At 41.4% G+C, this 23,659-nt stretch carries 21 protein-coding genes and 1 other annotated feature; of the genes, 16 read left to right on the top strand and 5 right to left on the bottom strand.

Translation table 11 applies throughout. The annotated features are described in order from the left end of the window. Window positions 1-127 precede the first annotated feature (127 nt). Window positions 128-1,165, top strand: coding sequence for an ACR3 family arsenite efflux transporter (gene arsB / locus EKM93_RS12130; RefSeq protein WP_125715844.1), 1,038 nt, complete (start codon window positions 128-130; stop codon window positions 1,163-1,165). Between the two features lie 306 nt (window positions 1,166-1,471). On the opposite strand, the gene EKM93_RS12125 is transcribed toward arsB, so the two are convergent. Next, on the bottom strand, window positions 1,472-1,771 hold the full coding sequence (locus tag EKM93_RS12125; protein WP_125715843.1) for a cupin domain-containing protein: 300 nt from the start codon (window positions 1,769-1,771) through the stop codon (window positions 1,472-1,474). A gap of 225 nt (window positions 1,772-1,996) precedes the next feature. On the opposite strand from EKM93_RS12125, the gene EKM93_RS12120 reads away from it, so the two are divergent. Both EKM93_RS12120 and EKM93_RS12115 read left to right on the top strand, forming a co-directional pair. Next, window positions 1,997-2,335: a hypothetical protein gene (locus tag EKM93_RS12120; RefSeq protein WP_125715842.1), complete on the top strand. Its 339-nt coding sequence runs from the start codon at window positions 1,997-1,999 to the stop codon at window positions 2,333-2,335. 208 nt (window positions 2,336-2,543) lie between these two features. After that, window positions 2,544-3,320 carry an SDR family NAD(P)-dependent oxidoreductase gene (locus EKM93_RS12115; RefSeq protein ID WP_125715841.1) on the top strand — a complete coding sequence of 259 codons (777 nt, stop codon included), beginning with the start codon at window positions 2,544-2,546 and terminating at the stop codon, window positions 3,318-3,320. 71 nt (window positions 3,321-3,391) lie between these two features. On the opposite strand, the gene EKM93_RS12110 is transcribed toward EKM93_RS12115, so the two are convergent. After that, entirely contained in the window at window positions 3,392-5,071 is a 1,680-nt protein-coding gene (locus EKM93_RS12110) for a hypothetical protein (protein WP_125715840.1), read from the bottom strand. 540 nt (window positions 5,072-5,611) lie between these two features. Further along, window positions 5,612-5,864 (top strand) — a binding site (T-box leader). Window positions 5,865-5,934: 70 nt separating this feature from the next. Here EKM93_RS12110 and metE point away from each other — a divergent pair. The 9 genes from metE to EKM93_RS12065 all read left to right on the top strand — a co-directional run bounded on the left by metE (window position 5,935) and on the right by EKM93_RS12065 (window position 17,541). Further along, window positions 5,935-8,226 (top strand): 5-methyltetrahydropteroyltriglutamate--homocysteine S-methyltransferase, encoded by a 2,292-nt coding sequence (gene metE / locus EKM93_RS12105; protein WP_164507088.1) that lies wholly within the window; start codon window positions 5,935-5,937, stop codon window positions 8,224-8,226. Window positions 8,227-8,232: 6 nt separating this feature from the next. Next, window positions 8,233-10,101, top strand: coding sequence for a bifunctional homocysteine S-methyltransferase/methylenetetrahydrofolate reductase (locus tag EKM93_RS12100; RefSeq protein ID WP_125715839.1), 1,869 nt, complete (start codon window positions 8,233-8,235; stop codon window positions 10,099-10,101). 153 nt (window positions 10,102-10,254) lie between these two features. Then, complete coding sequence (locus tag EKM93_RS12095; RefSeq protein ID WP_125715838.1) at window positions 10,255-10,914, top strand: amino acid ABC transporter permease; 660 nt, start codon at window positions 10,255-10,257, stop codon at window positions 10,912-10,914. Continuing rightward, on the top strand, window positions 10,895-11,566 hold the full coding sequence (locus tag EKM93_RS12090; RefSeq protein WP_125715837.1) for an amino acid ABC transporter permease: 672 nt from the start codon (window positions 10,895-10,897) through the stop codon (window positions 11,564-11,566). The genes EKM93_RS12095 and EKM93_RS12090 overlap by 20 nt, the downstream gene beginning before the upstream one ends. Before the next feature lie 9 nt (window positions 11,567-11,575). Next, window positions 11,576-12,313, top strand: a complete 738-nt coding sequence (locus tag EKM93_RS12085) for an amino acid ABC transporter ATP-binding protein (protein ID WP_125715836.1) — start codon at window positions 11,576-11,578, stop codon at window positions 12,311-12,313. 22 nt (window positions 12,314-12,335) lie between these two features. Further along, entirely contained in the window at window positions 12,336-13,184 is an 849-nt protein-coding gene (locus EKM93_RS12080; RefSeq protein ID WP_125715835.1) for a transporter substrate-binding domain-containing protein, read from the top strand. Between the two features lie 186 nt (window positions 13,185-13,370). After that, the gene (locus EKM93_RS12075; protein WP_125715834.1) at window positions 13,371-15,782 is read left to right on the top strand and encodes a BspA family leucine-rich repeat surface protein; all 2,412 of its coding nucleotides are present in this window, start codon (window positions 13,371-13,373) and stop codon (window positions 15,780-15,782) included. A 131-nt stretch (window positions 15,783-15,913) separates the two neighbouring features. After that, window positions 15,914-16,183, top strand: coding sequence for an ACT domain-containing protein (locus EKM93_RS12070; protein WP_125715833.1), 270 nt, complete (start codon window positions 15,914-15,916; stop codon window positions 16,181-16,183). Window positions 16,184-16,197: 14 nt separating this feature from the next. Further along, window positions 16,198-17,541, top strand: coding sequence for a PFL family protein (locus EKM93_RS12065; RefSeq protein WP_125715832.1), 1,344 nt, complete (start codon window positions 16,198-16,200; stop codon window positions 17,539-17,541). An 84-nt stretch (window positions 17,542-17,625) separates the two neighbouring features. Here EKM93_RS12065 and EKM93_RS12060 read toward each other — a convergent pair whose 3' ends face one another. From EKM93_RS12060 to EKM93_RS12050, 3 genes are read right to left on the bottom strand one after another with little or no spacing between them, the layout of a single operon-like run. Next, on the bottom strand, window positions 17,626-17,874 hold the full coding sequence (locus tag EKM93_RS12060) for a YdeI/OmpD-associated family protein (RefSeq protein WP_125715831.1): 249 nt from the start codon (window positions 17,872-17,874) through the stop codon (window positions 17,626-17,628). A 31-nt stretch (window positions 17,875-17,905) separates the two neighbouring features. Further along, the gene (locus EKM93_RS12055) at window positions 17,906-19,300 is read right to left on the bottom strand and encodes an MDR family MFS transporter (protein WP_125715830.1); all 1,395 of its coding nucleotides are present in this window, start codon (window positions 19,298-19,300) and stop codon (window positions 17,906-17,908) included. Further along, window positions 19,275-19,748, bottom strand: coding sequence for a MarR family winged helix-turn-helix transcriptional regulator (locus EKM93_RS12050; protein WP_164507087.1), 474 nt, complete (start codon window positions 19,746-19,748; stop codon window positions 19,275-19,277). Before EKM93_RS12050 ends, EKM93_RS12055 begins: the two co-directional genes overlap by 26 nt. Before the next feature lie 147 nt (window positions 19,749-19,895). On the opposite strand from EKM93_RS12050, the gene EKM93_RS12045 reads away from it, so the two are divergent. The 4 genes from EKM93_RS12045 to EKM93_RS12030 all read left to right on the top strand — a co-directional run bounded on the left by EKM93_RS12045 (window position 19,896) and on the right by EKM93_RS12030 (window position 22,622). Next, window positions 19,896-20,594 (top strand): uroporphyrinogen-III synthase, encoded by a 699-nt coding sequence (locus tag EKM93_RS12045; protein WP_125715828.1) that lies wholly within the window; start codon window positions 19,896-19,898, stop codon window positions 20,592-20,594. 118 nt (window positions 20,595-20,712) lie between these two features. Further along, window positions 20,713-21,135, top strand: a complete 423-nt coding sequence (locus tag EKM93_RS12040; RefSeq protein WP_125715827.1) for a 3-hydroxyacyl-ACP dehydratase FabZ family protein — start codon at window positions 20,713-20,715, stop codon at window positions 21,133-21,135. 24 nt (window positions 21,136-21,159) lie between these two features. Beyond that, window positions 21,160-21,651: a MarR family winged helix-turn-helix transcriptional regulator gene (locus EKM93_RS12035; protein ID WP_125715826.1), complete on the top strand. Its 492-nt coding sequence runs from the start codon at window positions 21,160-21,162 to the stop codon at window positions 21,649-21,651. After that, window positions 21,642-22,622 carry a beta-ketoacyl-ACP synthase III gene (locus EKM93_RS12030; RefSeq protein WP_125715825.1) on the top strand — a complete coding sequence of 327 codons (981 nt, stop codon included), beginning with the start codon at window positions 21,642-21,644 and terminating at the stop codon, window positions 22,620-22,622. Before EKM93_RS12035 ends, EKM93_RS12030 begins: the two co-directional genes overlap by 10 nt. Window positions 22,623-23,659: the final 1,037 nt, after the last annotated feature.

The raw sequence follows: 23,659 nt of genomic DNA, 5'->3' as shown, positions 1-23,659 counted from the left end.
CTTATTTGAGAAACGCGTTAAATCTAATATAGATATATATCTATCTATTGTCAAATTCAAAAAATCGGTGTATGTTGTACATAGATACATATCTATATGTTGAATTATTAATTTTGGGGGTTTTATTTTGGAACACTTAAGTAAAAAGCTATCCATTTTTGATCGCTATATGACTGGATGGATTATTCTAGCAATGGTTGTAGGGGTCGGTGTTGGTTATTTTTGGCCGGCAGTGCCAACCGTTATTGATCAATTATCTATTGGAACCACTTCTTTACCCATTGCGATTGGGTTAATTTTGATGATGTATCCGCCTTTAACTAAAGTCGATTATGGGCAGATGGGGCGTGTTTTTAAAGATTGGCGGACATTGGTCTTTTCATTATTTCAAAACTGGGTGTTGGGCCCAATAATTATGTTCTTGCTGGCAGTGGTGTTTTTACATAATTATCCAGATTATATGGTGGGGCTAATCATGATTGGTTTGGCACGCTGTATTGCAATGGTTATTGTTTGGAGTGAACTGGCTCACGGTGATAGTGAGTATACAGCAGGCTTAGTCGCGTTTAATGCAATTTTTCAAATTTTATTTTATTCCATATTTGCCTATTTCTTTGTAACAATCTTACCAGGTTGGTTTGGATTAAAAACGTATACGTTGCATATTTCTATGCTGGAAATTGCAAAAACAGTATTTATTTACTTAGGGATTCCGTTTATAGCTGGAATTACTTCCCGTTATGCCATTATTCATTTTAAAGGTCGTCAATGGTTTGAAACAAAATATGTCCCTAAAATTAGTCGAATTACGTTTTGGGCACTGATCTTTACAATTATTATGATGTTTTCTGTGAAGGGCGAAAAAGTAGTGCAGTTGCCGTTAGATGTGGTTAGAATTGCAATACCTTTACTTTTATATTTCCTGATTATGTTTTTTGCTTCTTTTGCGATTGCCCACCGTCGCAAAGTAGCTTATCCAGTGGCGGCATCGTTATCGTTTACAGCAGCCAGTAATAACTTTGAATTAGCTATTGCAGTGGCCGTTGGTATTTTTGGAATTAATTCGGGGGAAGCTTTTGCGGCGGTAATCGGACCGTTGGTAGAAGTGCCGGTATTATTGGCGCTAGTGAATGTGGCACTACGGTTTAAGAAAAAATTTAGTTAATAAAAAGGCTAGATGCAGTTGTGTAACAACTGCGTCTAGCCTTTTTTAAGTATTCACGCTCTGGGTCTTAAACGCGTTTCAAAAGACTGATTTCTGCGCTTAGCTACGTCTAACTTGTAAGCAAAGACCGCTCACGGCGTTAGCCTAGGCTATGCTCGAAATCAACCCGTCTTTTGTCACGCTCTGATTCTTAAACGCGTTCACTGGAGCAAAGCGCTCACCTAACTACGCCTTACTTATAAGCCAAGACCGGGCTTATGTCGTAAGTCTAGGTTATGTGCATTGTCACCCGTAAACTCTTACGCTCTATTTATCTAGGTCTAAGACGACGAAGACTTCGCTGTCTTCAATGGCTTTCATGTAATGTAGGTCGCCTTTTTCCATGACAGCGACTTTACCAGGGTATAATTCAACGGGGCCGTCTTCAGTGCCAAATTCGATGCGGCCGCGAACGGTAATAATTACGCCGTGGGCTGGTGCGGGATGCAGTTGGATGCTGTCGTTGTTCATGCCTTTTGGTAAAATGCGGTGACCGATACGTTGGCCGCCTTTATCATAAATGTGTTCGTGTACGATTTGACCTTGTTGGCCTTCTAAGATTTCCATAGGAACACTCCTTAAGTTTTTTTTAATACAGTTATAAATGTAGAAGAGTTAAGGCTAGAAGTCAATGTAAATTCAAAAAAAGCCATTTTCAAAATTGGTACGGACCCAAAAAGAAAATGATATTTCTAAAAAGTGCTTCACTTTCTTACGTTAAGCGGTTACAATAAGTATGGTTATGATTTTGGTATAACTAACATAATTGCTGTTGAGGGGGCTAAGTTAAGCATGGATGCAAAAATCCCATTAACTTTTGAAGGTGCTACAAGACAATTACGTGTACTACAACGTAGTGGTGTGGAAATTGGTTTGAATCAAGTAATCGAAGATGCGGTTGTCGACTATACGCAAGAAATTTGCGAGACGGCATTAGATCATAAGGCTGTCACGGTTCACTATGTAGATGAAGCGTTGACAATTACGGACGACGCAGACGATCATCTGATGACAACAATTTATGCGCCGGCACCAGGGCGGTCGTTTCAACTATCTTTTAGAAATAAAGCGCCACAATTGATGCGCTATTTGAAAGAAAGTACGACTGAAGCTTTCGTGGACCATCACTAATAATATAAACGTATTATGAAAATAGGTTTCGAAAAGAATTGACGATAGATGTAAGAGTCTATCGTTATTTTTGTGTTTTAAAGTATTGTATTAATACTATTATATCAAAATATTAATTAATAATTGTTATTTAACGTTAAGACGTTGAAATCGTTTACTTATAATGTATATACTAGATAGATACAGAATGGGAAGGGGACTTTTTATTATGAACAGTTTATTTAATTTGAACGGCAAGGTTGCAATTGTTACAGGGGCGTCTTCAGGGTTAGGTGCTGATGCGGCAAGAGCTTATGCTCAAAATGGAGCAAACGTTGCACTTTTTGCTCGGCGAAAAGAAAAATTAGAGCAAGTTGCTGCTGATATTGAAAAGATGGGACGCAAGGCGTTGGTTATCGCTTGTGATGTCACCGATGAAGCGGCCGTTAAAGCTGGTGTTCAAGAAGTCTTTGATACTTTTGGCAGAATTGATATTTTGCTGAACAATGCGGGGATCGCCATTCCTGGTGGTGTGGAAGACATTACTGAGGCGCAATGGATTAAAGGGATGGATATTAACGTTAAAGGGCCATTCTTCATGTCCAAATATGTGGTGCCTTATATGCGGAAACAAAAATATGGCAAGATTGTCAATATTGCTTCTGTAAATGCGATTATTGCTGATAAAGTTCCTGTTTTGTGGCGACACAACTATAATGCTTCTAAAGATGCTGTTCGTGGGTTGACTATGGGGATGGCTGCTTCTTACATGCAAGATAATATTACAGTTAATTCAATTGGCCCTGGATTATTTGAAAGTGAAATGACAGAGGGCACTTTATTTAAGAATGATGACTTTATGAAGATGTATAACTTTAATACACCGGCTTCTCGTCCTGGTCGTAAAGGCGAGTTGAATGGGACAATCTTATACTTCTCATCGGATGCGTCCAGTTATGTGACTGGTCAATATGTGGCCGTTGATGGTGGCGCTTCAATCGTTTAGTTAAAAAATAATAAGGCTCGGTAGTCTCTGATGTTTTTATATCAGAAGTTACCGGGCCTTATTTTAATTGCTTAGAATTTTTCCCACCGGCGCCTAAAGGCTAAAATACTAAAAAGTAGAGCGCTGGCGGCTGAAATGAAGGCACTTAGCTTGCGTAATAGACTGGGTTGATAACTGATGACAAGTTTGTGACCACCGGCGTGGGGCATGGTGACTTGAATCGTACCGTATTTTGAACTTTTCACTGGAAAGCGGGTGTTGTCTGTTGGATTTAAAACAACAGTACCTTTGTAATTTAAAATCGGCATCGTCACAATTTGTTTGGCTTTAGTTGTTTTGAATGTCAGTACAAAATGATCTTCATCTGCGGATAGACTAAAGTCAGCGGGCTGTCGGTTGTCGATGTAAAATGTGTGGACCTGCAGCTCTGACCAGTGATCTAAGGCTTTAACGGGGATGTAATCATTTGTTGTGGCATTTTCAAAATCCGCCATTTGAAAATAAGTGATCTCCGGATACTGGGCGGCAGCTACTTTGTTTGCTTTATGGGTAATGTCATCAATACTGCGGCCAAAGACAATTAAAAAGATGACAAAGCCGGCTAATAATGGCCAAATGCGCGGTGCAGCAGTGGCATCTAGCAGTTGGGTTATGATGACCGAACCAACGAGTAAGAAAAAGAAACTGGCAAACATGGTGAAGCGATAAGGGTATTGCATCATATTAACGATGGTGCCGTTAAAATGTTTCCACGGGAAGAGTTTGCTTGTCAAAATGAAGGTTAACAAGCCTAAAAAGACAAAGGCGCCATAGTGAATATCATTAAAAGTGAGTTTTGTGAGATGGGTTAAGATCAAAAATAAGGCAAAGACACCAAAAAAGCCAATAGTGTACACATAAATGCTGTTATTTAGACTATTTACCAACAAGTCGGCGGGATCTTTTAAGATTTTTGTTAATTTATCAGTACTGACGGTCTTTAAAGCTTGAAATTGAAATTGTTCCAAAATAGAAATTAACTGATAGAGGCTTAAGAAACTAAAAACACCGATGGCTTTTGCTAAGTTAATAAAAAATAATTTATGAACCTTGCCTAAGCCGATCAGTAAGCGCAGGCCTAAAATAAGCGCAATCAACAAGACTGACAGTAGGTGGCTATACATGACAAAAGTCATCCCCAGCGCGACCCAAGGCCACTTAGAGTAATCTTGTTTTTGAAGCATCAGTTCAAAACCTATAAAAATCAAGGGCAGCACAATAAATACGGCATATTCGCCAAGGTCAAATCGAGGATAGGTCACATCAATGCGGTAAGTGCAAAAGGTGTAGAGTATCGCAAAAATAGTCGCGGTTTCATGCCGATTGGTTAATTTTTGAACGGTATAGTAACTCACATAAAGCGTCAGCCAAGTGGTGCAAAAGAAGAATAGCTTGTAAGACAATAACCAATGGTGGGTCAAGAATTGTAAAAGCGCGATGGGCAGTGAGGTGGTTAAATAAGGATAAAAGACATTGACCATGGTGCCTACGTTGTTAAAGGCCATGAAATCATAACCGGGGAGCAGATGGCCGGATTTTAAAACAAGATAGAGGCTGTAAGTTCTGGATAGGTGAAATTTACTATCGTCGCCGGCGATCATTGGGGTAAAGCTCAGTGTGAAAGGTATAATAAATAAGCCCGCTAAAATTAAGAAGATGAGGGCTATGGTAAGTCGTTGGTGCCGCTGTATCAAGGCTTTGAATTGTGACATAAAACGCCATCCTTATGTACATAATTATAGGTTTATTATACGCTATCGCGAAACTTTTGGGCCAATACTGATTTCTACATATAACTACGCCTTACTCACAAGCCAAGACCGGGCTTATGTCGGTTCTATCTTATGCTTGTTTTTTGAAACGCGCTCCTAAAGACTGATTTCTGCGCTTAGCTACGTCTAACTTGTAAGCAAAGCCCGCTCACGGCGTTAGTCTAGGCTATGCTCAAAATCAACCCGTCTTTAGTCGCGCTCTGATTAAACGCGCTCACTAGAGCAAAACGCTCACCTAACTACGAATTATTCATAAGCGAAGTACACTTATTTCATAATTCTAGGTTAGTGCTCGCGGTTTTCCCGCTCTAGTTCGCGCTCGCCAATACTGATTTCTACATATAACTACGCCTTGTTGCTAGTCGCAAGCGACTACCTGCCAAGTCTAGGTTATATTACGAAATCACCCGTATTGGCTCACGCTCTTTATTTTTACTTGACTTTTTCTTTATTCCATTATAAACTCGTTTTAACATATATTAAATTGCAATGAAAAGATGAGTATAATTCAATGTGAATTCACAGAGAGTCCGGTTGATGGAAAAGGACAATTTTACGGGATTAGAAGATGGTCTTGAAGCAAAGCATGTTTGAACGTTAAGTGAGGACATGATGGGTGCGCCCATTATCGCGTTACGGTATCTCGGCTTTTTTGACGTACCGGTAGAGGAAACTATCGTGAGGTAGTTTCGAAATAAGGTGGTAACACGTTGATTGAAAGGACGCCCTTAGCAGATTTTATATTTGCTAAGGGTATTTTTTTTGTAATTTATATCAATCGAAACGATTTTAAGGAGGACATTATGGTATTAGCTAGTAATTTAGGGTATCCCCGCTTAGGTGAAAAAAGAGAATGGAAGTTTACGTTAGAAAAGTTTTGGCGTCATGATATTGATGAGGTTGCTTTTGAGGATCGGACAAAGACGATTCGTTTGGCGGCTTTGAAAAAACAACAGGCGGCGGGTGTCGATATTATTCCCGTAGCTGATTATAGTAATTATGATCATGTTTTAGATACGGCGGTGGCTTTTAATGCGATTCCAGCGCGTTTTGGGCAATTTGATCAGAAGCTGACATTAACAGAATACTTTGCAATTGCCCGCGGGACAAAGGCGCAGGTAGCGGCTGAAATGACCAAATGGTTTAATACAAACTACCATTATATTGTGCCAGAATTAGATTATGTGACATTCCGTTTGTTGGACAATCCTTGGTTGGCACGTTATCAAGAAGCTAAGGCGGAATTAGGGATTGAGGGCAAGCCGGTTATTTTAGGCCCAGTTACGTTCTTAAAGTTGGCAAAATTACAAGATGCGCATTTAAGTTATGAGGCGTTGATTGACCATTTAAATCAATTATTACCTCTTTACCAAACGGTTGTTAAGCAGTTAGCAGCAGCGGGTTGTCAATGGATTCAATTAGATGAACCAAGTCTGGTTACTTTGACAGATGCGACAGAATTAAAGCTTTATCGCCAGGCATTAGCAGCGATTCGGGCAGCGGCACCAGAAGTGAAGGTTGAATTACAAACTTATTTTGAACGACCAGACTTTTTAGCAGATATTTTAAATTTTGATGTGGATGCTTTAGGTTTTGACTTTGTCCGTGATCATGGCACGTTGTTACCAGAACTTAAGACATTAGGTTTTCCCGAAGATAAAATTTTAGCTGCCGGTATTATTGATGGCCGGAATGTTTGGCGCAGTGACTTCAACCAAAAGACGGCGTTAATTGATGATTTATTAACAATTGTTTCAGAAGATCGGCTTTGGTTACAGCCAAGTAATTCCTTATTGCATGTTCCAATTACGACAAGAAATGAAACGCATTTGGATCCCGTAATTAAAGCGGGTATTGCATTTGCGGATGAAAAATTAGAAGAATTAAATGTTTTAACAGCTTATGCCAATGGCGAAGATGTACGGTCGGCAATTACCGCACAAAATGAGGCTTTAGCGGCATTGAATCAATCGGAGCACCGGAACAATCCGGAAGTTAAAGCTGCGGTAGACGCAGTCATGTGTCGCCCGACAGAGCGCAACAGTGTTTACGCTGATCGGGTGCGCGCTCAAAAAGTATTGAACTTGCCACTATTACCAACGACAACGATTGGTAGTTTCCCGCAATCTAAGCTTGTACGGCAAAAACGGGCGGCTTGGCGAAAACATGAGTTAACCGACGCACAGTATCAACAGTTTATCGAAAGTGAAACGAAACGTTGGATTGAAATCCAAGAAGATTTGAAGTTGGATGTGTTAGTTCATGGGGAATTTGAGCGGACGGACATGGTGGAATATTTTGGTCAGAAATTAAGTGGGTTTTATGCCACTGAAAACGGCTGGGTTCAAAGCTATGGTTCCCGAGGGGTGCGGCCACCGTTGATTTTCGGGGATGTCATTTGGCATGAACCAATTACGGTCACAGATACCGCTTATGCGCAAAGTTTGACGAAGCGACCCGTCAAAGGGATGCTGACATCGGCAGTGACGATTATCAATTGGAGCTTTGTTCGAGATGATCTGCCTAAAAATGTAGTTGCCAATCAAATTGGGTTGGCTTTGCGTCATGAGGTCCAGGCATTAGAAGCAGCTGGGATTAAAATCATTCAAGTAGATGAACCTGCTTTACGGGAAGGCTTACCATTAAAAGCACAATATCGGCAAGCTTATTTGGATAATGCAGTGAAGGCTTTTAAGATCACCACAACCGGTGTCGCAGATAGTACACAGATTCATACGCATATGTGCTATTCTGACTTCGAAGATATTTTACCAACGATTAGTGCCTTGGATGCAGATGTGATCTCTATTGAAACATCCCGGTCTCATGGTGAAAGTATTAAGGCTTTTGAAACGGGCACTTATGATAAGCAAATTGGGTTAGGGGTTTATGATATTCATAGTCCTCGGGTCCCAAGTGTTGAAGAAATTAAACAAAATATAAATCGGGCGCTACAAGTAATCGACGTGCATCAATTTTGGATTAATCCAGATTGTGGTTTGAAGACAAGAAATGAACCAGAAGCAATTGAGGCTTTAGCGCACATGGTACAAGCCACGGATGAAGTTCGGGCTAGTATCGCGCTAAGGAGTTGATTTTTAATGGTAGAAAGTTTGAGTCAGGCGTTAGCTCAGCGGGTTTTAGTCGCTGATGGCGCTATGGGGACGTTGTTATACAGTCAATATGGGATTAGTCATGACTTTGAATCACTGAATTTAACAAATGGCGGGGATATTTTAAAGATTCATCAAGCTTATATCGCCGCTGGAGCGGATATTATTCAAACGAATACTTATGCGGCTAATGCCATCAAATTGAGCCGTTATGGTTTGGCGGATAAGCTGCATGCGATTAATGAAGCGGCGGTGAGTTTAGCCCATACCGCTAAAGTGGCTAGTACCCGGCCGGTTTATATTTTAGGCACGATTGGGGGGATTGCCGGGTCTACGGATATTCAAGATCCGCAGCTATTAACGGCTGAGGCAATCACGAAAAGTACGGTACAGCAGGCTGAAATTTTAGTTCAAACTGGACTGTTGGATGGTATTTTATTAGAAACCTATTATGATTTAGCTGAATTAAAAGCTGCGATTCAGGGCGTTCAAGCGATCACCCAGCTGCCGATTATTGCCAATGTCACAATGTATGAACCCGGCGTCTTGCAAGATGGGACTTCATTAGCGACGGCATTGGCCGAATTGGCCGCTTTAAAGGTGGCGGTGGTGGGGACCAATTGTCATCTGGGGCCTTATCAAATGAACTTAGCTTTGAAAAATACGCAATTACCAGCCACAACACCAGTGGCAATTTATCCCAATGCAGGGTTACCAAATATGGAAGCCGGTCGTTTGATTTATGATGGTTCTCCCAATTATTTTGAATCTTACGGCGAAATTTTTCGACAAAAAGGGGTTCGGCTGATTGGGGGCTGTTGCGGGACAACGCCTGCCCATATTGCGAGTTTGGTCAAAGGGCTAAAAAACAGAACGCCAGTAGTGCCGACAAAAATTGCACCTAAAATAACGCCTAAAGTAGCGGTGGAACAAGAAATTCAGGGCACACATCGCTTTTTAGAAGCAGTCCAGACGCAAAAAGTGGCTTTAGTGGAGCTGGATCCGCCAAAGACGTTAAAAACCGCAAAATTCTTTGAAGGGGCTGCCGCTTTGGCAGCGGCTAAAGTTGGGGCGATTACCATTTCAGATGGTTCACTGGCAACAACGCGGATTAGCAATGTGGCATTGGCAGCCCAGTTAAAACTGGCTTATGGGGTGACCCCTTTAGTTCATTTGACGACTCGGGATCATAATTTAATTGGGCTGCAGTCTGAAATTATGGGCTTAGCTTCGTTAGGCATTGACGATGTGCTGGTAATTACGGGCGATCCGGCAAAAGTCGGGGATCTACCGGGTGCAACTTCGGTTTATGATCTCCACGCCACCGAATTGATTAGTTATTTTAAACAATACAATCAAGGGATCTCACCAACTGGACGTCAATTAGGGCGGCACTGTCATTTTGTCGTTGGGGCAGCTTATAATCCAAACGGCCGAACCTTGGAAAATGCGGCTAAGGCGATTACGCGTAAAGTAGCGGCCGGTGCTGATTTTATTATTACCCAACCTATTTTTGATCCGCAAATTGCCAAAGATTTAGCCGCGATTTTAGCTGAGAATCAAATTACCGTTCCAGTTTTTGTGGGGGTATTGCCCTTACTATCCAATCGAAATGCACGCTTTTTGCATCATGAAGTGCCGGGCATTCGGTTATCGGCCGCAGTGTTAGAGCGGATGGCTGCTGCCGAAGAAAATGGAACGGAACGGGCGGAAGGGTTGGCCATTGCTGAAGAATTGGTCGATGTGATCTGTCAGTATTTTAATGGCGTGCATATCACCACGCCAATGCAACATGTTGAGATTTCTAAAGCGTTAGCCACTTATATTCAAGCCAAAAATAAAGTACAGATTTCATAAAACAGCTTTGCTTTGACAGCAGGTGAAAAGATAAATCGGTACAGGGACTTAATCTACTGGAAGTGCTTGTTATTCAGGCTTAGACTGCTTATAATTAATAAGTGTTACTTTTAACAAAGTAGATGCAATAATTATTGGAAGGGAGATCAATCTTTGAGCTGGTCTGTTATTGTACAAAGTTTACCAATGTTTCAAAAGGGATTTATTCTAACGCTTCAAATGTCCGCCTTAGGTATTCTGGGCGCCATTATTCTCGGATTGGTCTGTAGTCTGAGTCAATACTTTAAAGTACCAGTATTGAAGCGTATTGTCGGGATTTATATTGAATTATCTAGAAATACGCCGCTATTGATTCAACTATTTTTTATTTATTATGGTCTGCCGGGCTTAGGCTTGAAATTTTCAGCCTATGTCTGTGGGATCATTGGGCTTGTCTTCTTAGGGGGCAGCTATATGGCTGAAGGCTTTACCGGTGGGTTTGACGGTATTGCCAAAAGTCAGATCGAATCGGGGCTTGCTTTAGGATTATCAACCGCACAGTTAACCCGCTACGTTATTTTTCCCCAAGGTTTTGCATTAAGTGTACCGGCGTTGGCTGCAAATATTATTTTCCTAATTAAGGAAACGTCTATTTTTACAGTCATTGCGATTCCAGAGTTAACGAATACGGCTTTGGATTTAATCGGGATGTATTACAAGACAAATGAGTATTTACTCGTCTTAATCATCGGTTACGCCATTATCTTAATTCCACTGTCCATTCTATTGACTTGGCTGGAGAGGAGGATTCGCTATGGCGCATTCGGGCATTAATATTATTTTTGAAGGTGCAAACTTCGCCCGACTGATGGGGGGCTTATGGGTGACGATCAGAGTCGCTTTAATCTCAATTGCCATAGGCGGGGTTTTAGGGATCTTATTAGGGGTTTTGCGGACCTTTCATAATCGGCTGTTACGCTTTGTTTTACGGCTGTACTTAGAATTTTTCCGAATTATTCCAACCGTTGCTTTATTGTTTTTGTTCTATTATATTTTGCCAAAAGATATGCATCTGAATTTGCCGGCTGAAGAAGTGGCGGTTATCGTCTTCACTTTATGGATGGCCGCTGAAGCCAGCGATATTGTCCGCGGGGCTTTGGAGTCTGTACCGCAGCATCAGATTGAATCTGGTTTAGCCATTGGCTTATCTCGTAATCAGCTTTATCGTTTTGTCTTAGTGCCTCAATCTATCAAGTTAATGATGCCGGCTTTGATCAACTTAGTGACACGGATTATTAAAACCACATCGTTACTTTTGATGATTAGTGTTTTGGATGTGATCAATGTGGGCCAACAGATTATTGAAGCCAATCAGCAACAGTATCCCCAAGGGGCCTTTTGGATTTATGGGGCGATTTTCTTCCTATATTTCATTATCTGTTATCCATTTTCATTATTGGCCAAACGATTACAAAGGAATAAATAGGGGGAAATTATGGCAGACGAATTATTACGTGTTGAGAATTTAAATAAAGCTTATGGCGATCAGCCTGTATTGCACGATATTAACTTTGAAGTGAATACGGGCGAGGTTTTGGTACTTTTAGGCCCATCTGGTTCCGGGAAAAGTACGTTGATCCGTTGCTTAAATGGGCTAGAGCCTTATCAAAGCGGTGATATTTATTTTAAAGGGGATCATGTTACACCTAGTTCTAAAAATTGGCAGAAATTACGCCAAAAAATTGGCATGGTTTTCCAAAGTTATGATTTATTTCCAAACTTGAAAATCATGGACAATATCACGTTAGGTCCGATAAAAGTGCAAAAGCAAGCTAAAAATGTCGCTGAAAAAGAAGCTTTAGCCCTTTTGGATAGTGTGGACTTAGCGGATTACGCTCAGAAGTATCCGCGTGAACTTTCTGGTGGTCAAAAACAACGGATTGCCATTGTGCGCGCTTTAGCCTTACACCCAGAATTCATGTTATTTGATGAAGTTACCGCCTCATTGGATCCAGAAATGGTTCGAGGCGTCTTAGAAATTATGCTAGATTTGGCCAAACAAAAAATGACCATGATCGTGGTGACTCACGAAATGAATTTTGCGCATCAAATTGCCAATCAAGTCTTATTTTTAGAAGAAGGCCGTATTTTAGAAAGTACACCGGGGGCGCAATTCTTCACAGATCCAAAGACTGATCGGGCAAAAGAATTTTTACAAAGTATGGATTTTTAATCTATTTTCTGGAGGAAGCAGTATGACACATAAATCAAAAAAATCATGGTTAACCTTATTCACAGTTTTGGCAGCATTATTATTGGTAATTCCAACTTTTGCGGGTGCACAAACAACACAAGCAGCTAGCAATAACAGCAGTGTTAAAGCAATTCAAAAACGAGGCACGATCAAAATTGCCGTTTTCCAAGATTTACCCCCTTATGGTTGGGTCAATAAGAAAGGTAAATTAAGGGGCTATGACTTAGCGTTGGCTCGGCAAATTGCGAAAGATTTAGGGGTTAAGACAAAATTTGTTCAAGTTAATGCCAATAACCGTGTAGACGCGTTAAAAGCTAATAAGGTGGATATCGTTTTGGCCAACTTTACGGTTACCCCAGAACGTAAGCAAGAAGTTAGTTTTGCAGATCCTTACATGAAAGTTTCTGTTGGGGTTATTTCTAAGAAGAGTAAACCAATTACTAAAGCTTCTCAATTAAAAGGCAAAGATTTAATTGTGACTAAAGGGACAACTGCTGAAAACTATTTCACAAAACAAAGTGATATCACATTACAAAAATATGATTCTAAGACACAGCAATTTAACGCTTTGAAAAACGGCCGGGCTTCAGCTTTAGCCGATGACAACTCTTACTTATATGCTTGGGTTAAAAATAATCCTAAGTATACTGTCGGGATTAAGAGCATTGGACCAAAACAATACATTGCCCCTGCAGTTAAGAAGGGTAACAAGTCTTTATTAAATTGGACCAATAAAGAAATTTCAAAATTAAGTAAAAAAGGTTTCTTTAAAGATAGTTATAATGCTGAACTAAAACCATACTTTGGTTCTGAAGTTAAAGCAAGCGACATTATTGTTGAAAGCAAATAATTAGAGATAATCGTTTAAAAAGTCACAACTTTTGCAATGTTACTGCGGGTTGTGGCTTTTTTATTTTGATAGCGCCTCAAAAAAATTTTAGATTCTAGTTATTTATAGTTGCAAAAAAGCCAATTAAATTAGATACTAGTGTAGAATAAAAGTCATTTAGGCAAAGAAAATTCAGGGGAAACGAGTATGATGCAAAAAAAACAATACTTTAAAATTGAACTGAATTATTTTGTTATTATTTGTGCATTTTTGATGAGTATTTTAACGTGCGCAAAGCCAGTTCGAGCAGCTGATTTCAGCGACCCGCTAATGACAACAGGGACATCCACGGCAACCATTAGTGAGACTTTACCTACAACGACCATTTCAGCTTTAGACGCAACGACTATTTATAGTGGTACTTCTGGAACTTGTGCTTGGGAGATTGATAGTGCCGGGGTTTTGACAATTCATCCGGGCACCTTAAGTTCGGGGTATAATACGTCGTCATTAGATGCCAATGGGATTTGGTTGGCTTATCAAAATAACATTACAAGTATTGTTATCGAACCCGGGGTTAAAACAGGAACGGACGCGCGCTATTTATTTGCGAATTTAACTAAAGTCACGAGTATCAGCGGTTTGGCTGATTTAGATATTAGTAATGCAAGTAAGATAGCCGGCATGTTTTATAAATTGAGTAGCATGACGCAATTAGATATTAGTGGCTGGGACACGAGTAAAATCACCGATATGCGTAGTTTATTTAATGGTGCTACTAGTTTAACCAGCTTAGATCTCAGTGGCTGGAATACGAGCCAGGTCACGGATATGGGTTACATGTTTTCAGGTGCTGCCCAGTTAACAACATTAGATTTGAATACTTGGGATACAAGCAGCGTGACTAACATGGGGTATATGTTTAGTCAAATGTCTAATTTAACCGACCTTGAAGCAGGTCATTGGGATACAAGCCAAGTCACGGATATGAGTTATATGTTTAATTTGGACACGAGTTTAACAACGGTGGATGTGTCTAACTGGGATACGAGTCAAGTCACCACCTTGCGCAGTATGTTTAATGGTGCTGCGGCTTTGACCACGCTAGATGTATCTAATTGGATTACCAATCAAGTGACGGACATGGGCTATTTTGTCTATGGTGCCGCACAATTAACCAATTTAGACGTTAGCAGTTGGGTGACTGATAAAGTGACGAATATGCGCAGTATGTTTTATGGTGCTGCAAAATTGCTAACGGTGGATGTATCTAATTGGGACACGAGTCAAGTGACGGACATGGCCTATATGTTTAACGCTGCATCTAGTTTAACCACCTTAGATGTATCTCATTGGAATACGAGTCAAGTGACAACGATGCACAATATGTTTTCTGGTGACAGCGCTTTAACTGCGCTAGATGTTGCCAATTGGAATACCGGTAAAGTGACGGATATGGGCAATTTATTCAGCAGCGCCTCGTCATTGACCGCTTTAGATGTGTCTAATTGGGACACGAGTCAAGTGACAACTATGGTCTATTTATTTTTTAATACTACAAAAATTAAGACTTTAGACGTTTCTCGTTGGAATACTGCTAATGTCACTACGTTAAAGGGTACTTTTGACGGGATGACGAATTTGACGAGTTTGGATACGAGCGCCTGGGATACCAGTCGGGTGACTGATATGAGCTATTTATTCTATAGTACAACCGCTTTAACGGCTGTAGATGTATCGCATTGGGATACGAGTCAAGTGACGACGATGAATAGTATCTTTAGCAATGCAACCAAACTAGCAGCGGTGGCTGTGGACCAGTGGCATACGAGTAACGTAAAAGATTTGAATTATGCTTTTCGAAATATGCAGGCTTTAACACAGTTAGATTTGTCCAATTGGGATACGAGCCAAGTCACCACGATGAACGGCTTGTTTACGGGGACTACCAAAATGTGGCGGCTCACTTTAGGCTCAAAAGTAACCTTGGACAGTAATGCGGGCTTATTAAATGCGCCGGGCAATGATACGGTTATTTCAGATCCAGAAACAGAAACGGTATACCATAGTATCAGTACGAATTGGCAGGCAGTCGCTGACGGGACAACCCATGAACCAAAGGGCGCTTTGTATGATGCGGCAGCAATTTTAGCGGCCTATGGTACGTCGGCAGCCCCAACAACTGAAACTTTTGTTTGGCAACAACAGCCGATTGTGACAATGGGTTTAACGGTGCCGACATTAGCTTTTGGGCGCACAACAACGAGTAGCGGTTTGCGGTATCGGACGGATACCAGCTGGGGCATTACCATCGCTAGTACCAGTGACCCTGCTACGACGATCACGCCGACATTATCGGTTGCTTTAGCGCAGCCTTTTACATCCGAAACTGGCGCTGTGGCTGCTGATATTTTGGTTTTCCGAGATGACAACGGGGTGGATACACCGATTACCAGTACCGCCCAACCGATTTATACTGGGACACTGGATAGTTCTGGCACTACGGACTTAACTTGGGATAAAACCCATGGCTTCTTGTTAAATTTAACCGACAATAATGGTATTTTACCGGGTAATTACACCGCCACCTTGGATTGGGATCTCATTGCTAGTATTTAGTCGGTGGCTAAAAGAACGACGTTAGGTGCAAAAAAAGGGCCTTTAAAATTTAATTTGTTTCTAATGTAATATTAACGTTATAATATAGATTGTTTGACAACCAAAAATAATCTATAAGGAGTTATGCCAACATGAAACTTATCATTACCGTTATCGGGCAAGATCAAGTAGGGATCGTTGCCAAAGTCAGTCAAAAATTAGCGGCATTAAACATTAATATTTTGGACATTTCTCAAACTCTAATGCAAGGTAATTTCACCATGATCTTGATGGGGGAACTAAAAACAGCACAACCAAATTTTGAAAAAATTCAAGCGGAACTAAAAACCGTCGGCACAGAGATCGGTGTGGACATTCGCATGCAGCGGCAAGAAATCTTTGATGCTGTTCAAAAACTTTAATCCGGAGGTTAGTCATGGAAACTGGACAAATTTTAGAAACCATTCAAATGATTTCTGAAGAGAACTTAGATATTCGCACAATCACCATGGGGATCTCCTTATTAGACTGTATTGACAGCGATGTGAAGCGGGCAACGGACAAAATCTATGATAAGTTGATGCGCAGCGCCAAAGATCTTGTCAAAGTCGCCCATGATATTCAAATAGAATATGGGATACCGATTGTCAACAAACGTATTTCAGTGACGCCAATTGCCATTGTGGCTGCCGCAAGTCAGACGGATAACTACGTGGCTTTTGCGAAAGTATTAGACAAAGCAGCGACAGAACTTGGCGTTGACATTATCGGTGGTTTCTCCGCCTTAGTCCAAAAAGGCTACCAAAGCGGCGACGAAAAACTAATCGCTTCTATTCCGGAAGCGTTAAATGAAACTTCCCGTGTCTGCAGTTCGATCAATGTAGGTTCCACCCGTTCAGGGATTAATATGGATGCGGTCAAACAAATGGGCCATGTGATCAAAACGTTAGCAGAAATTGACCCAGTGAAGTGTATGAATTTAGTTGTTTTCGCCAATGCCGTTGAAGATAATCCGTTTATGGCGGGGGCTTTCCATGGGGTCGGTGAAGCAGATCGGGCGATCAATATGGGGGTTAGTGGTCCTGGTGTGGTGAAACATGCTTTAGAGGCGGTTAAAGGCCAGCCGTTTGATGTTGTTTCGGAAACTATCAAAAAAACAGCTTTCAAAGTGACACGAATGGGTCAATTTGTCGGTAATATTGCCGCGCAACGGCTAAATGTGCCTTTTGGCATTGTGGACCTTTCCTTAGCCCCAACCCCGGCCAGAGGGGACTCTGTGGCTGAAATCCTAGAAGAGATGGGCTTAGAAAGTGTGGGTGCCTATGGGACAACAGCAGCTTTGGCCTTATTAAATGACGCCGTGAAAAAAGGCGGTGTTATGGCCTGTGAACATGTGGGTGGCTTGTCAGGCGCCTTCATTCCAGTATCTGAGGATGCCGGGATGATCAAAGCCGTTGAAAATGGCAGCTTAGGTTTGGAAAAACTAGAAGCGATGACGGCAGTGTGTTCAGTAGGCTTAGACATGGTTGCTGTACCAGGCGATACGCCTGCTGAAACCATCAGCGGGATGATCGCTGATGAAGCCGCAATCGGCGTTATCAATAATAAAACCACCGCTGTTCGCGTGATCCCAGCTACCGGGCAAAAAGTAGGCGAAGATATTAACTTTGGCGGTTTGTTCGGCCATGCACCGATTATGCCGGTTAATCCAAATAGCTCTGCTGATTTTATTAACCGTGGCGGTCGTATTCCAGCGCCAATTCATTCTTTCAAAAATTAATTATTACAAAGATGCTCGTAAAAAAACAGCACTGTCCATAAAACGAAGGACAGTGCTGTTTTTTTAATTAATATTACGGGCAAGCTATGATTTAGGTCTAGAATCGTAGGCTCGTTTTGATTTGTAACCCGCATTTAAAATGAGTTTCATGTTTTCAAGATGCCGATCTTGAGTTGCTTGTGCCTTAGCACCAAAAATATAACGGGCCCATTCTCGTTGGTAACCAGGGGTTAAAGCGTCAAAGCGCGCTTGAATTTCAGGTGCTTCCGCCAATAGTGCAGAGACCTTTGGAATGTCGACGGCATAATCCGCCAAACTTTTTTTATCAGCCAAAAAAACATCTCCTATATTTTAAACTTAAAACTTATTGATACTGTGTTTGCTGGTTCCTTGGGGTTAATCTTAACGCACAAACGGCACCAACTAAAGCTAAAATACCACAAACTAAATAGGCGATGTTAATCCCGTGAAGTTGGGCTAAGCGTTGAGAAGTGCTGGCACTATCGCGCGCGACAATACTCATAATGGTAATCAGCGCAGCCGTACCGACAGACCCAGCGATTTGCCGGATCGTAGTGAACATGGCCGAGCCGTGGGCAATTAAGTCCCTTGGTAATGTGTTAAGGGCCTCAGTCTGCAGTGGCATGGTGATCATCCCAATGCCCAAATTACGGATGGCTTGACAGATGATGATATAGATAATGCTCGAGGTCATTTTTAAATTGGCAAACATAAACGTGCTGGCCGCTAAAACAATCAAACCGATGAAGCTTAAATATTTCGCGCCGTAACGATCGTAAAGATTCCCAGAAATCGGGGACATTACGGCGGTGACTAAGGCGCCAGGCAACAGGACTAACCCAGAGATCTGAGCAGAGCGGCCTTGGACGTTTTGGATAAATAATGGCAGCAGCAATGTCCCACCATATAGCGCCATCATGACAAAGACATTAGTCAGTACAGATAACGAAAAATTACGATGTTCAAACACATCAAAATTTAACAATGGGGTTTTACGAATGAGTTGTAAGCGAACGAAGTAGGTCAAAATAGCAATACCAACAAAAATTAAGCCTAAGACCGACCAAGTCAGCCACTGACCATCACCGGCATTACTCAGTCCGGCTAATAAAGCCCCCATCCCTAAAACAGAAAGGCTGACGCTGATGAGATCCACTGGTTTTTTGGTAACTTTCCCATAATTTTTGAGTAAGAAACTCGCTAAAATCACATCAATGATCGCCAAAGGAGCGACCGTATAAAACAAATAGCGCCAGGCATAATTTGTGACAATATAACCGGATAAAGTTGGGCCAATTGCCGGGGCGAAGTTCATGGCCAAGCCAATGAAGCCCATTGCGCGCCCGCGTTTATTAATCGGGAAAATTTGCATAGTAATGACATTCATCAAAGGAATTAAAATCCCAGTCCCTGCTGCCTGAAACATTCGGCCGACGATTAAAATTGGGAAGTTAGAAGCAAAGCCACCGATCAATGTCCCAATCGTGAACATGACCATGGCAGTTAAATACAGATGCTTTGTTTTAAAGCGTTCAATTAAAAAAGCGGTTAAGGGAATCATGACACCATTAATCAGCATATAGCCATTAGACAGCCACTGACCTTGACTGGCGGTGATATCAAATTCCCGCATAATACTCGGTAAGGCGACATTCATCAATGTTTGATTTAAGAAGCCTAAGAAATTTCCCAGCATAACAATTAATAAAATATTACGATCCCGACGTTTGACGTTCATGGGCAGCCTCCTCAAAGTTTTGAATAATTTTTTCCTGTAAGTTAATAAATTGCTGCAATTCTGAAGTGGATAAAGTTGTAATTGGGGCGAGACAATCATAAAAGTTCGTATGAACAGCTTGGGTAATCGCTTGTCCTTTTTCGGTTAAGCAAAGGGCGACTTTACGTTGATCAGCAGCTTGTTTTGTTTTGGCTAGTAAGGCGTTATGCAATAAGCGTTCAACGATGCCCGAGGTAGAACTTTTAGAAAGATGCAAAGCTTGGGCCAATTGATTTAAATCAATGTTAGGCTGATGGTTTAACGTTTGCAAGGCCAAGAATTGCGTATAAGTGATGCCGTGTTCGAGGGCAACTTGACCGGCAATTTTTTGAGTAATCTTGCGAAAACGACGATTTTGCGATAAAGTTTTCTGAATAAGTACTGTATTTTCTGGCGTAATTTTAGGCACCACCTTAATTTGATTTTTGTTCGCATACGAACAGTCAACCTTCTATGTTACACTAATGACACATAAAGTCAAACGACGGTCAATTATTTTGGCATAACGTCTTATATAAGAAGTAAAATTTTTAATCCGAATTTTAGGAGCTTACTAATGGCAAACAAATACTTAATTACACGATCACAAACTAGTTTACCGCCGAAATTAATGGCGAAATTACTACAAAACGATACGGATTTTATTAATCTAATGGCACTGTGTCCGGTTCATTTACAACAAAAACAAATTGCACAAATTAAACAAGCAGATATTTTGGCGCTTACAAGCGGTTTTGCATTGACGTGCATTCAACCTTTTTTTGAAAAAGCCACTAAAAAGCCGCAGTTAGCCGTCTTAAGTTCACGCTTACAAACCGCAGCGCAAAAGGCGGGCTTTGATTCTGTCCTGGTTAGCAAAAGTGAGCAGCAAGATTCTTTGGCTACGATGTTGCGGGCAAAGTTATTTCGGGAACAAAAAATCTTATGGCTGCGGGGGAATCTTTCGGATCGTTATAACCCCTTGCGGTTAGCAACGAATTGGCAGTCGCTGATTGTTTATAAAAACCTGGTCAATTATCAACAGCTGATTCGTTTAAAACAACTGCTGCGCAATAATCAGTACACGAAAATTTTAGTGACTAGCAATTCTGCATTTGAACGGATTTTAGAAGCAGATCCTGAAATTAAAACTTGTTTTGTGAGCATGAGCTACAAAAGTACGCAGTTAATTCGCGCGCAAGGTTTTGAGGCTAATGCTCCGAAACAAAAACAACAGCGCCTGCAAGCTGCAATAGATTTATTATTAACAGAGTAGAATGATTTGACATTTCTAGAAGATAAGTTTACTATTTTTAGGGTCTAATACTTTGATGTTTGAAGTAAATTCTAAGCTCAAATACTTTGATGTTTGAACTATATCTAGGAGGGTTCTTGTGGCAGCACTTTCTGTAAGTGACATTCAACAGATCATACCTGAGCGTGAGGGTTTATTGATGGTAGATCAAGTCTTGGCAACCGACGAAACGCAAATTACAACCCAGCAGACAATTCGCAAAGAGGCCCCTTATTTCAAAGGCCATTTTCCAAACGAACCAGTTGTGCCGGGCGTTTTATTGGTAGAAGGTTTACAGCAGACGGCAAAGCTTTGGCTTTATCAAAATTTTGAGATAAAAAATGTGGCTTTGGCGGCTTTGAAAAAAGTTAAGTTCCGTAAGATGGTGACCCCAGACAGCCAACTGACCTATCAAGTACAGTGTATTGAACAACAAGCGCAGCAATATGTATTTAAAGGTGTTGTGATGCTGGCCGACCAAAAAGCGTGCCAGGCCACTTTCACAATGCACTTGAAAGACTAGCCTGAATGAAAGGTGGAAAACAGCATGGATAAGGAGATTTATGAACGAATCAATGAAAAACTGGTTCGAGGCTATCGCGATATTTCAAATATTGAAGAAAAAGAACTGCGTAAAGGGCCATTTCATGATCTATCAATTAAAGAGTTACACACGATTAACGCGATTACCATGTATCATCATAAGACCAGTTCACAAGTCTCCCAGGAAATGCGGGTGACGCCAGGTACTTTAACGGCAGCGATTAATAACTTAGCTCGAAAAGGTTATGTACAGCGGCTGCGGGAAAAGACTGATCGTCGGGTGATTCGCCTAGGGTTAACGCGAAAGGGCCGTTCTGCTTATCGCCTTCATGATTCATTTCATCGGAAAATGGTGATGTCCTTTTTAGATGGTTTTAACAAAGATGAAATCAGTCTAATTGAACACGCCGTCGATAATTTGATTGAATTTTTGGAAGACAAGAATCATGCGGCCAAACAAGGACCTAGTGAAAGGGATGGAATGCAATCGTGCTAAAAATTACCCAAACAGCACACTATGCACCTAGCAAAGTTGTCAGTAATGATGATCTTGCCCAAATGATGGATACAAGTGATGAATGGATCAGAAGCCGGACCGGGATTGGCAATCGTCATGTGGTAACGGATGAGGATACGACAGATTTAGTCGTTAATGTGGCTAAAGATTTGTTAACAAAGGGTCAGGTTGATCCGGAAACGATTAATTTTATTATCGTTGCAACGGCCAGCGCTTCTGAAGCGGTACCAACAGCGGCTGCCTGTGTGCAAAAAGCCATTGGCGCTAAAAATGCATTTGTTTTTGATTTGAATGCCGCTTGTTCTGGATTTATTTATGGCTTAGGTGTTGTCCGCGGCTTATTTACCAGTCCGGCTTATCAAAAAGGTATTTTGATCGGGGCCGAAGTGTTGTCTAAATATGCGAACTGGGAAGATCGGTCTACTGCTGTGTTATTCGGTGATGGTGCTGGTGGGATCTTATTAGAAAAAAATAATGAACCTGGAGAACTATTCCTTGGCGAAGATTTGCTGAGTATGGGGGATTTGGGTGACAAGATCACCATGGCAGGGACTACAAATATTTCGCCATTTTCACAAGGGGCTACAGATAACAACCCTGACAAATGGGTACATATGGATGGTCGTGCAGTTTATACTTTTGCGACTAGAAATGTACCGAAGTCGATTAACCGAGCATTAGAACAGGCCAACTTGACTGTTGAAGATGTGGATTTGTTTATTTTACATCAGGCCAATGCCCGCATCGTTGATGTGATTGCCCGTAAATTAAAACAGCCACTGGAAAAATTCCCGATGAATATTGAAGAATATGGGAATACATCAGCAGCTAGTATTCCAATTTTGTTTGATGAATTAAATGCGGCCGGCAAATTAAAACCAGGAATGACTGTTGTTTTAAGTGGTTTTGGCGGCGGTTTGACACTAGGTACAGAAATTATTAAATTGTAAAAACGCGTTCACCAGCACTGATTTCTACATATAACTACGCCTTGTTGCTAGTCGCAGGCGACTACCTGCCAAGTCTAGGTTATACTGTGAAATCACCCGTGCTGGTTCACGCTCTAAACGCGTTCAGGGGCACTAACTTCTCACCTAACTACGAATTATTCATAAGCGAAGTGCACTTATTTCATAATTCTAGGTTAGTGCTCGAAGTCAAAATCGTGTCCCTTCACGCTCTGGTTCTAAAACGCGTTCACCAGCACTGATTTCTACATATAACTACGCCTTGTTGCTAGTCGCAGGCGACTACCTGCCAAGTCTAGGTTATACTGTGAAATCACCCGTGCTGGTTCACGCTCTAAACGCGTTCAGGGACACTAACTTCTCACCTAACTACGAATTATTCATAAGCGAAGTGCACTTATTTCATAATTCTAGGTTAGTGCTCGAAGTCAAAATCGTGTCCCTTCACGCTCTGGTTCTAAAACGCGTTCACCAGCACTGATTTCTACATATAACTACGCCTTGTTGCTAGTCGCAGGCGACTACCTGCCAAGTCTAGGTTATACTGTGAAATCACCCGTGCTGGTTCACGCTCTAAACGCGTTCAGGGACACTAACTTCTCACCTAACTACGAATTATTCATAAGCGAAGTGCACTTATTTCATAATTCTAGGTTAGTGCTCGAAGTCAAAATCGTGTCCCTTCACGCTCTGGTTTTAAAAGACTGATTTTTGTGCTTAGCTACGTCTAACTTGTAAGCGAAGTGCAAGATTATGTCGGTTTTATTTTAGATCGGTTTTCTAAAACGCGCTCACCAGCACTGATTTCTACATATAACTACGCCTTGTTGCTAGTCGCAGGCGACTACCTGCCAAGTCTAGGTTATACTGCGAAATCACCCGTGCTGGTTCACGCTCTAAACGCGTTCAGGGGCACTGACTTCTCACCTAACTACGAATTATTCATAAGCGAAGTGCGCTTATTTCATAATTCTAGGTTAGTGCTCGAAGTCAAAATCGTGTCCCTTCACGCTCTGGTT

This window comes from Agrilactobacillus yilanensis (genome assembly GCF_003946725.1).
Taxonomy (GTDB): domain Bacteria; phylum Bacillota; class Bacilli; order Lactobacillales; family Lactobacillaceae; genus Agrilactobacillus; species Agrilactobacillus yilanensis.
Note: the sequence above shows the minus strand (reverse complement) of the source record. Positions and strands in the feature narration are given on the sequence as shown.